Below are 10,128 nucleotides of genomic sequence, written 5' to 3'. Positions count from 1 at the left end.
GGTTGCTGTTGCTGATCGTCTCGATGCTGACATTGGGGAGCGCATTGGACAATTCTGGGGCGCTTGCGCTGATTGTGGCCAAGGTATCGCCGCTTCTGTCGACGGTCCAACCGATCGTCGCACTTGCGCTGGTCTATGCCCTGACATCGATCCTTACGGAACTGGTCACCAACAACGCCGTCGCCGTCCTGCTGGCACCGATCTCTGCGGGCGTTGCAATCCAGCTTGGCCTTGACCCGCGTCCTTTCGTTGTGGCCGTGATGTTTGGTGCAAGTGCAAGCTTTGCAACGCCAATCGGCTACCAGACCAATACGCTCGTCTATATCGCTGGAGGGTACAAATTCACTGATTTCCTCAAGGTAGGTATTCCGATGAACATCATTATCGGGACAGCGACGGTGTTGCTGATCCCGCTCATTTGGCCACTGGTACCCTGAAAAAAATTATCAGCGTTAGTTTGCCATCAAGCAAGTTTGTCTCGACTCAAAGCGAAATTTTGGTGCCGGAACAATAGGGTGAAACGGGCTTTCCGGAATCAGCAAAACAACGCCTACGTCCCGGTGACGTCATTGAAATTCAAAGAGCAGTAGCCAATTAGATTAATGAGAAGCGCGCGAGAAAAATGAGGAACACTTGAAATGGATCGAACGGATAATCCCGATTCGACTGCTTTAACTGAACCAAATAGTCCTCCGACAGCCTTAACCCCAAACCAAAGGTTCAAAAATACGATGAAGTGTCCAGTTGATGGCGAAACCCTGGTGATGACTGATCGCAGCGGTGTCGAAATTGATTACTGCCCAACGTGCCGTGGGGTTTGGCTGGACCGGGGTGAACTTGACAAAATTATCGAACGCGCTGCACCAGCGCCGCAAGCAGCGAGCCCAACTTCACGCGGGACAAGCACACGTGGCGCTGGGGATCGCGACTGGGACGATGATGACCATCGCAGTGAACGTGACAAGCCACGGAATAAGCGGCGCGGGTTCCTTCTGGGTGAGCTATTCGATTTTTGAACGGCCAAATAAGTTTTGTGAGGCCTGAAATGAAACAGCTGCGCGTGAGCGGACTCGAGATCAAAAATGATAAAAACGGCAATTGTCATGATAATGTTTGTGATAGCTAACTACGCTTACGCCCAAGACGCCGACATGTCGGAAGAAATGCGATTGCTCGGAGATTGCAGGGGGTGCAGCTTCGAAGACGTGGATTTTTCCGAACTCAGATTGATGGGAATAAACCTCAAGGAAACACGCCTGAGCGCGGTTGATTTTCACGCGGCTCAACTCAGTATCGCGGTCTTTAATGGGTCTGTGTTGCGAGACGTGAATTTTGCGTCTGCCAACCTGCGAGGTGCAAGTTTTACCGGTGCAACCCTTATCAATGTATCCTTTGAAGGTGCCGATTTGCGCGGCGCTGTGTTTGAGGGTGCCTTGTTGGAGAATACTGACCTTCAACCGGCACTGCTTTGCAATACCCAGATGCCCAACGATTTAATGGACAATTCAGACTGCAACTGTTTGTGCAGAAGAATATCCGATGGGGATTGATGGTGCTGTCAGACAAATGCGAACCAGTCTCTGTTCTCCAGAGATCTCAATCTGTTAGACTGCGCAGAGGCCGCGCCACTCGGCCAGAGCGGCGGCGCGGTTCAGCTTGAAATTTGATCGGTTGTATAGATGGCGCTCCGCGTTGAAATGGTTGTGGACTGAGCCGTGAACGGCGACGAATTTCTGTAAAGTTCGCATCCGCCTAAATCGAAGCATGGCCCGCTCTCTTCGTCGAAATGGCTGGTGTGAATTTTCAGCCCTGTTGTTTTGCCAGCGGCCGGTTTCTTGCCGATCAGCGTTGCCGATCTCCTTCATCGCCGCGCCGTAGGAACGTAGCTTGTCGGTGACGAAGATATGTGGGCGACCATGACGTTTCATTGTTTTTCTTAGGAATTTCAATGCGGCCTTGCGATCACGGCGCTTCGTAACGAAGCTTTCCAGGACTTCCCCTTCGTGATCCACAGCCCGCCAAAGATAGTGCGTCTCGCCGTTAATCTTCACGAACACCTCGTCCAGGTGCCATTGCCAGTTCGAATATGCGCGCATCTGGCTGACTCTTTTCTTGCGGATTTCTGCAGCAAACAGCGGGCCAAATCTGTTCCACCAAATCGAACCGTTTCGTGGCTGATGTCGATGCCGCGTTCGTTCAGAAGGTCCTACACGTTGCGAAGCGAAAGCGGAAACCGAACATACATCATCACGGCTAAGCGGATGATCTCGGGGCTCGTCTTGAAATAGCGGAAGGGGCTGTGTTTTGTCATCCGGAGACGCGAAACGGCCACCCCGCTTGGCTCAAGCCAGTTTCCTCTGACAGTGCCCGCACGGATGTTGACGTATTCGCCAACACGGGTAACCCATCTGAGAACGTCGGATATTACTTGCATATAGTGTCCGGGAATTGCCACGCAGGGGCTGGGCTTTTTCATCCCTCGAAGGCAGCACTTGCAAGCCTGCGCAGACGCGTGGTTGACGACCCGCAGGGAATTAAAGAGCTCGTGAACGAGCCGGAATTCAAAGAGGTGTTTGCAGACGGAATTGTCACACGCAAAGCCCTGAATACTGTTCCAGACGGTTTTGACAATAACGATCCGGCCGCAAAGTATTTGAAAATGGTCGGCTTAGGATGCCACAAGGATCTGCCAGATGCGCTTCTGCTGGAAGACGACGTGATTGAGCAATTGATTGACATCTTTCGCTCAGCCAGCCCGCTGGTCAGGTATTTTGAGTGATTGTCGTTCCAAGGATTTTTGATGATTTGCGGTTTAGTTCTTACTAAACACCAGCATCTTCGGCCCACAGAAGACATTCGATGGGTCGGCTTTTGCCGCGATGCAGCTTTCGCTTTGCTGACATTGGTACCTTGTGCAGCATTTTGCAGGCATGAACGTCGGTCAGCGGACGAAGCGACCTCGTCGCACTGCACTCTACTATTGCCATGAACTGTCGCAGTCCTCAAACTGATCCTATCACTGGAGTCACGACGATCAGACGTTTGACCACAATAATGGCCGCTGACCTCGCAGCTTACTCTCGCCTGATGGCAGCGGATGAAGAGGAAGTGATTTCTCGACTGAAAGCGATTTGGTCAGAGGTGGTGAACCCCGTCGTGGAAGAAGCTGGCGGTCGCGTGATCAAAACAATGGGGGATGGGTTTCTGGCCGAGTTCCAGTCACCGGTGGAGGCGATGCGTGCTGCACTGGCTATACAAGAGGCAATGGCCAGCCGCGATTTGGATCGGCCCAAAGAAGAAAGGCTGCGCTTCAGGATCGGTGCGCACATCGGTGACGTTGTTGCCATCGATGACGATATTCTCGGTGATGCTGTGAACATCGCAGCAAGATTAGAAGCGATTTCCCCTATTGGAGGCGTTTGCCTGTCGCGGGCCATGCGGGATCAGGTCAAGCACCAGATCAAATGCAGCATGACCTCAATCGGTGAAATAGCGGTCAAAAACATGCCGGATGCCTTAGAAATTTGGATGATCGGGACGGAAACCGAAACACCCGTTCAATCCAATAGCGTCCCACCCGCCGTTGTGGTTATGCCGTTCGAAGACATTGGTGGGGCGGATGAGTTCTTCGCCGATGGTGTTGTGGACGAGATCACTTCTGCACTTTCAAGCGTCGGAGACATATCAGTCATTGCCCGGCAGTCAGCATTTAGTTTCAAAGGACGAGTTGTTGAGGTTCGGAAGGTCGGTCGCGAACTTGGAGCCCGCTATGTCGTTACCGGGACCATCCGGCGCGCCGGTGCACGTGTACGCATTTCGGTGCAGCTTGCTTCTACCATCACGGGCGCAAATCTTTGGTCTCAGCGCTACGATGACAATCTGCAGGACCTATTCGACCTGCAGGATCGCATTGCGTCCCATGTAGCAGGTGCCATTTCGCCGTCGATCCGAGCATCAGAGATAGCCGCAGCGCGCGCTGTCGCACCAATGGAACGCAGAGCATACGAACTCTATATGAGCGCTTTTCCCCATTTTTGGGCCCACAGAAGCGACGAGAACGAGCGCGCGATCACCCTTTTGAGCACTGCGATGGAGAAGGATCGCAATGACGTCCGCGCCCAAGCGCTCAGAGCCTGGGCCTATGCCCAACAGGCGACCTACATGTGGAGCGAAACTCCCCTAATCTCACGCGAGAATGCAAAAAGCGATGCTGAGACCGCTGCGCTTTCTGCGGGCGACCACGCCCCTTCTCTCGTGGCGATTGCAGCGGCACTGGGCATGACCGGCCTGGATCACGACCGCGCAGGTCAGATGTTGGAACGGGCACTGTCGTTCGATCCGAACTCGGCATGGGGATGGATGCGCCTGGGATGGAACCATGTCTACCGCAAAGATGTGGAAGCTGGTCTGGCGGCGTTTGATCGTGCAGAAGCCCTGAGTCCGCGTGATCCATTCTTGTTCAACATCCATTTCGGGCGTGGTTACGCGAAAGGACTGGTTGCAGATTATGATGAAGCGATCCGACTTGTGAAACTGGGCCTGACGGCAGGGCCGGGTGTGACTTGGGCATACCGTGACTTGGCGAGTTTTTGCGCCAACGCAGGCCGTTGGGAAGAAGCTGAAGATGCGCTTGCATCGCTAATGCAAAGCTATCCGGTTTTAACGATTGAACGGGTGATCAACAGCATGCCTCCGGCAACACACTCTCGGCATCAAGGATTTCTCGAAGGCTTGCAGCGTGCTGGTGTTCCAGAAGAATAGGTGGCAAGGCTTTCTTTTGATCTCGCAACCGCCGTACGCGATGCAGCACAACCATCGTGATTGACCAACGCTTGCCCTGCTTAATCGGCCCATTGGCGACCTTCAGCATAGGATTGCGATGCCGCAGTGCGGCCCGCCATAGGAGACATTCGTCGCAACCCCAAAATTGGGAGACGGATGAATTCACGCAACGCGGACGACGCTGCCATTATAGTTTGTATCGCCAAACTGGCATTTGCGGATCACGCTCGCCCACTGTTGTCGTTTCTTACGAAACGACGCATGCTGGGTCCAAAGAACTGTGGAGAGTAGAATGGCAGCACTTGCAGAGAGAACAGCCTATTCGTATCGAGAGGATCCAGCCGTTCCTGCCTTCGACGACAGTGGTCAAATAGCGGTCATGGACGGCGACTGCGCACTTTGCTCCTGGGGTGCGCGCACAATCGCGAAACTGGATAAAGCTGAGACGTTCCGCCTCTGCCCCGCCCAGTCAAAAACCGGCGATGCTCTCGTGCGTCATTACGGACTGGACCCGGTGGACCCTGAGACCTGGCTCTTTATCGAAAACGGGCAAGCATGGTCCAGTATGGAAGCGATCATCCGGATTGGCGAGCGCTTAGGCGGTGCAGCAAGGCTCGCCAGCCTGTTACGCGTTCTCCCGCGAGGGCTACAAGAATGGATATATCGCCGTATAGCGCACAATCGGTATCGCTTCGGCAAGTCCGACATGTGCGCTACGCCCGACGATAAGCTGCGCCGAAGACTGATGACCTGAGCATTACGGGCGATATACGCCAAGCGTTCAAAGGACCAATCTCGGCCCAACGCAGAAAGCTGCCTTTGCAAAATTATGGCCGCCAAGGATGCGCGAAGGGAGCGACCGGTGACCAGTCTGACCAAAGCTAAAGGCATGGTGCGAAACTTCAGATCAGGTTAGCGTAATGGATCGGAATGTCGTCGGCTCCCGACATCGGCACCGGGCAGGAGATTAAGTTGCAGGACATTCAAAGCTGGCTTGTTGAACTGGGCCTGGAAAAATTCGCTTCGGCATTTGCTGAAGCAGAGGTTCAGTTTTCGGATCTTGCGGATTTAACCGATGACGACCTGAAAGAAATTGGTTTGCCTGTCGGCCCTCGGCGAAGGGCAAGCAGTGCCATCAAAGCCATGATGGAGATCGACGGTTCAGAGACTGTCGAAGCGTCAACAGCGCCGATCGGAAAACCCCAACCAAATAACCAACCGGTCACACCGTCCGACGCAGAGCGCCGCCACCTGACGGTTATGTTCGTCGATCTTGTCGGGTCAACCGAAATGGCAACGCGGATTGATGCCGAGGACATGCGCGATGTCATCACCGGGTACCAGAACCTCGTTGCAGGCGTGGTGAGCCGTTATGAGGGATTTGTCGCCAAGTTCATGGGCGACGGCGTGCTGTGCTATTTTGGCTGGCCACGCGCGAATGAGGATGATGCGGAACGCGCCGTGCGTGCGGGACTGGCTATTATCGAGAACGTAAAGAAGACGTCTGCGCCAGACGGCACGGCGCTTGCAACCCGGATCGGCGTCGCCACTGGCGTTGTGATCGTCGGTGACCTGATCGGCAGCGGTGCAACGCAAGAAGCTGCAGTTGTCGGCGAGACGCCTAATCTTGCTGCACGATTGCAAGGCGTGGCGCGCCCAAACCAGCTTGTGCTACCGGCAGAAACACAACGTCTGCTGGGCAGCACCTATCGACTAAAGTCAATTGGACAGCAGGAGTTAAAAGGCGTAGGGGAACCGGTCGAGGCATTTTTCGTCGAGGGAGAGGCGGTTCAAGAAAGCCGCTTTGCGGCGCGCCAGTCGGGAACTCTGACCCCTATCGTCGGGCGGGACCGCGAGATCGAACTGATGCTCGAACGCTGGGCTCTGGCCCGCTCCGATCAAGGCCAGATGGTTATCGTCAGTGGTGAGGCGGGCATCGGCAAGTCCCGGATCACACGCGCGGTGATCGACGCGATGTCGCAAGACGACCATGCGCGCATCACCTATCAATGCTCCCCCTATCATGCCGATAGCGCATTCCACCCGGTCATCCAGCAGATCGCGTTTGCTGCGGGGTTCACATCGGTGGATGGATTGGATGCCAGACTGGACAAGCTGGAGGCCCTGCTTAGCGAGGGCCACGATACGCTGAAACTGATTGCGCCTATGATGGGGCTGGACGGGGCCGCTCGATATGGGACTTTGAACCTGACGCCCGCACAACAACGGGCGCAGACCATGCAGGCCTTAACCGATCTGCTGGTGCGTCAGGCAAAGACTAAACCCGTGCTGGTGGTCTACGAAGACTTGCATTGGATCGACCCTACATCGCTTGAACTTCTTGACCAGCTTCTGGACGCTGTTTCAGAACAGCCGATCATGATCCTCGCGACGGCGCGACCCACGTTCGAATATGGCTTTGGCGGGCACCCGATCGTGACACGGTTTTCGCTGAACCGGCTGGGCAAGGAGCAGATCGGCAGCATCGTGTCAAAGCTGACCGACGGCAAGGTGCTGCCGGATGAGATCATGGAGATTATCGCACAGCGCACCGATGGTGTGCCGCTGTTTGTCGAAGAACTGACCAAGACAATTCTGGAATCCGGCGCACTCAGGCAAGACGGTGATCGGCTGGTTCTGAACGGGCCGCTGAGCACCATCGCCATCCCCACCACGCTGCATGACAGCCTGATGGCCCGCCTCGACCGGCTGCAGCCGATCAAGGAAGTGGCGCAGACAGCATCTTGCATTGGGCGCGAATTCAGCCACTGGTTGCTTGCGAAAATCTCGCACCTACCGGATGCAGAACTGACAACAGCACTTGAGGGTCTGATCAAAGCTGAATTGATTTACCGGCGTGGCCTGCCCCCCGAGGCGACCTATCTGTTCAAACACGCACTCGTGCGGGACGCCGCCTATGAAAGCCAGTTGAAAGAACGGCGCAGGGCGATCCATTCCCGCATATTGACAGCGCTGGAAACGGATCCAGACACTGCGCCCGAAGTACTGGCAGTTCACGCCGAGGCCGCCAACCTCACCGACCGTGCCATCAATCTCTGGGACGCCGCGGGCAAAGCCGCCATAGCTCTCCCGGCATTCAAGGAAGGTATTTCCAACTTTCGTCGCGCGATATTGCTACTCTCGCCGCAGATCAAGCACGGAGATACTGCCGTGGCCGAACAGGCCTTGCAATTGCAGGTTCAACTCGGCGTCGCCTGCTTGCAGGGCAGTGGTTACACTGCGGACGAGACAAAAGAGGCCTTGGAACGCGCTCTGGACTTGGCTGATATGGTTGGCGACACGCCGCTGCGTCTGGTAGCCCTCTATGCTCTTTGGGCCGGAATGTATGTCAAGGCGGAACACGCTGAAGCCTTGCCGAAGGCACAAGAGCTTTTGCGTCTGAGTGAGACATCAGGCGACACGGCGGTATCATGCGCGGCAACACGGTTTGTTGGAATTGCTCACATGATGACGGGAAGGTTTACGGAAGCTCAACCATTTTTTGATCAGTCTCTGGCGTTGTTAGACCCAATTAAACATAAAGGTAGCGCCAGCAGGTTTGGTCAGGATCTGGGTATGTCAGCACACTTGTATGCCTCATGGAACGCCGCTTTTTTATCTAATACCCGGAAATCTCAACACCACGCACTACAAGCGGAAAAAGCGGCTCTGGTATCGGATCACATCAACTCTATCTGCTTCATGCACGCCCACCTCGCTTATGTCGCCATCACATCTAACGACGAAATTGCTTTGAATCGCCATGTGTCTGCTTTGAAACCTATTGCCGAAGAGCACAAGCTGGCGATCTGGCAGGGCATCGCAGCGATTGGTCAGGAGTTACTCAATGCCAGCAACGGCGACGCTTCGGCGATCGATAGGTACTATCAGATAGATGCAAAAATGAACGCCATGAAAACCAGGGCTTTTGCACCAATGCAACGGATTTCGGCAGCTCGGCGCGCGCTGGCTCTGGGCCTCAGATATCATGCGGACAGACTTGCTGAGATGGCAGATGAAATGATGCGAGAAACAGGCGAAACGTATGCATTGTCCGACCTTCATCGACTGTATGCGGCTTTGGCCAAGGTTGATGACGACGGTAAAGCTGCCGAAAAGCACCTTTGCACTGCCCTTGCTGTCGCGCGACAGCAGGGAGCAAAACTCAATGAACTGCGCGCGGCCATCGATCTGGCAGGCCTTTGGCGAGATCAGGGAAAAACTACTAAGGCGATCGCTCTCCTCCAACCCGTCCATGACAGCATCGCAGAGGGAGACTGCCCCGAAGATCAGGCGACGGCCCGCGAATTGCTCGCAGAATTGGCAACATAACTCGACTTTCGAAGGATTGCTGTGACACCTCGTTTTTGCTGAGCCAGCCAGCCATGGGGCCTTACCAACGTCGGCTTAAAAATTTTTGAGTTGTTATCTCGCGACCGCAGCGAATGACCGCAATCCGCCCTTCTGAACGTTGCCGTCACGTAGTGTTCACGTCGCCTGAGTCTGACCAAAGCTTTCGGACGTGCGCACACGGTTGATGAACGGACGTCGCTCCTACTTCAAGTTCCACCAGCCCAACAAAATCCGGTTTACAGCATGACCTCGAACAGATTGCGGATGCCACTCGGCGAGCGATGTACGCAGTCACCTGAGCCATTCGACGTTTCGCATCTCATTATGCCACGCATCCGGAGGAACGTATCGGCTAAAGCCTTCGCGCGCTTTCCATCCTCAGTTGTCGGATCGGGACAGGTCACACCATGCAATGTGAAGCGTGTTTCGCCAAATTCGATGTCGTTGCCCCAGTAGGCGCGAGCACCGCCGATTGCTCCCAGCGAAGACAAGCCTTCCTGAGCGCCCACACCACTATAGGGTGTCAAAGATAAAACGAGTATCGTAACTGGCATCCAGAAATTCAACATAAGCCCAGCTTATTGGCTAAATTATGACATCCACACAAGTGCGCCAATTACTATCAGCGTAATACGAACCAAGCTTTGTAGGTCCGCACAGAAGGTATTGAACCAGTGAAAATGCTACGCCGTGTGTGAACGACGAATGAGGAAGCGGCATCGCAGAACGATGATCGGTGACCAATGTCTGCTTTTGGCTGTTTCCCTGCCAGCCATATAACCATGAACAGTTTACAGTTTGAAGGTAAGATATTGATCTAATTAGATCGAAAATGGTGTGCGTTTACAATTTTATCTTTATTATTCAATGCAGCAGGCGGATTGCAAATCCGTGTACAGGAGTTCGATTCTCCTACTCGCCTCCATATTTTTCAATGACATGAAGTGGTCCGGCAAAATTGGACAGCGTGCTAAGATGTATCCAACCCGAACG

At 54.4% G+C, this 10,128-nt stretch carries 8 protein-coding genes and 1 pseudogene; 7 read left to right on the top strand and 2 right to left on the bottom strand.

The window, feature by feature from the left end; genetic code table 11:
* From V7730_RS20520 to V7730_RS20510, 3 genes are all read left to right on the top strand, one after another.
* On the top strand, positions 1-437 hold a 437-nt coding region (locus V7730_RS20520), incomplete at its 5' end, for an SLC13 family permease (protein ID WP_335749430.1).
* A 294-nt stretch (positions 438-731) separates the two neighbouring features.
* On the top strand, positions 732-1,016 hold the full coding sequence (locus V7730_RS20515) for a TFIIB-type zinc ribbon-containing protein (RefSeq protein ID WP_335749431.1): 285 nt from the start codon (positions 732-734) through the stop codon (positions 1,014-1,016).
* A gap of 66 nt (positions 1,017-1,082) precedes the next feature.
* Positions 1,083-1,550: a pentapeptide repeat-containing protein gene (locus tag V7730_RS20510; protein ID WP_335749429.1), complete on the top strand. Its 468-nt coding sequence runs from the start codon at positions 1,083-1,085 to the stop codon at positions 1,548-1,550.
* 54 nt (positions 1,551-1,604) lie between these two features.
* Here V7730_RS20510 and V7730_RS20505 read toward each other — a convergent pair.
* Positions 1,605-2,311 (bottom strand): annotated as a pseudogene (locus tag V7730_RS20505) (IS6 family transposase).
* On the opposite strand from V7730_RS20505, the gene V7730_RS20500 reads away from it, so the two are divergent.
* The 4 genes from V7730_RS20500 to V7730_RS20485 all read left to right on the top strand — a co-directional run bounded on the left by V7730_RS20500 (position 2,300) and on the right by V7730_RS20485 (position 9,114).
* Complete coding sequence (locus V7730_RS20500) at positions 2,300-2,779, top strand: DUF2461 family protein (protein WP_335749428.1); 480 nt, start codon at positions 2,300-2,302, stop codon at positions 2,777-2,779. The pseudogene V7730_RS20505 and the gene V7730_RS20500 sit on opposite strands and share 12 nt — an antisense overlap.
* A 275-nt stretch (positions 2,780-3,054) precedes the next feature.
* Positions 3,055-4,761, top strand: coding sequence for an adenylate/guanylate cyclase domain-containing protein (locus V7730_RS20495; RefSeq protein WP_335749427.1), 1,707 nt, complete (start codon positions 3,055-3,057; stop codon positions 4,759-4,761).
* Positions 4,762-5,074: 313 nt separating this feature from the next.
* Positions 5,075-5,536 (top strand): thiol-disulfide oxidoreductase DCC family protein, encoded by a 462-nt coding sequence (locus V7730_RS20490; protein WP_335749426.1) that lies wholly within the window; start codon positions 5,075-5,077, stop codon positions 5,534-5,536.
* Between the two features lie 176 nt (positions 5,537-5,712).
* On the top strand, positions 5,713-9,114 hold the full coding sequence (locus V7730_RS20485) for an ATP-binding protein (RefSeq protein ID WP_335749425.1): 3,402 nt from the start codon (positions 5,713-5,715) through the stop codon (positions 9,112-9,114).
* Between the two features lie 257 nt (positions 9,115-9,371).
* Here the strand turns inward: V7730_RS20485 and V7730_RS20480 are convergent, their stop codons facing one another.
* Positions 9,372-9,704, bottom strand: a complete 333-nt coding sequence (locus V7730_RS20480; RefSeq protein ID WP_335749424.1) for a hypothetical protein — start codon at positions 9,702-9,704, stop codon at positions 9,372-9,374.
* Between the last annotated feature and the right edge of the window lie 424 nt (positions 9,705-10,128).

It is taken from the genome of Sulfitobacter sp. (assembly GCF_036961165.1).
Lineage (GTDB): Bacteria > Pseudomonadota > Alphaproteobacteria > Rhodobacterales > Rhodobacteraceae > Sulfitobacter.
The sequence above is the reverse complement of the archived record's forward strand: the minus strand, read 5'-3'. Positions and strand labels throughout refer to the sequence as shown.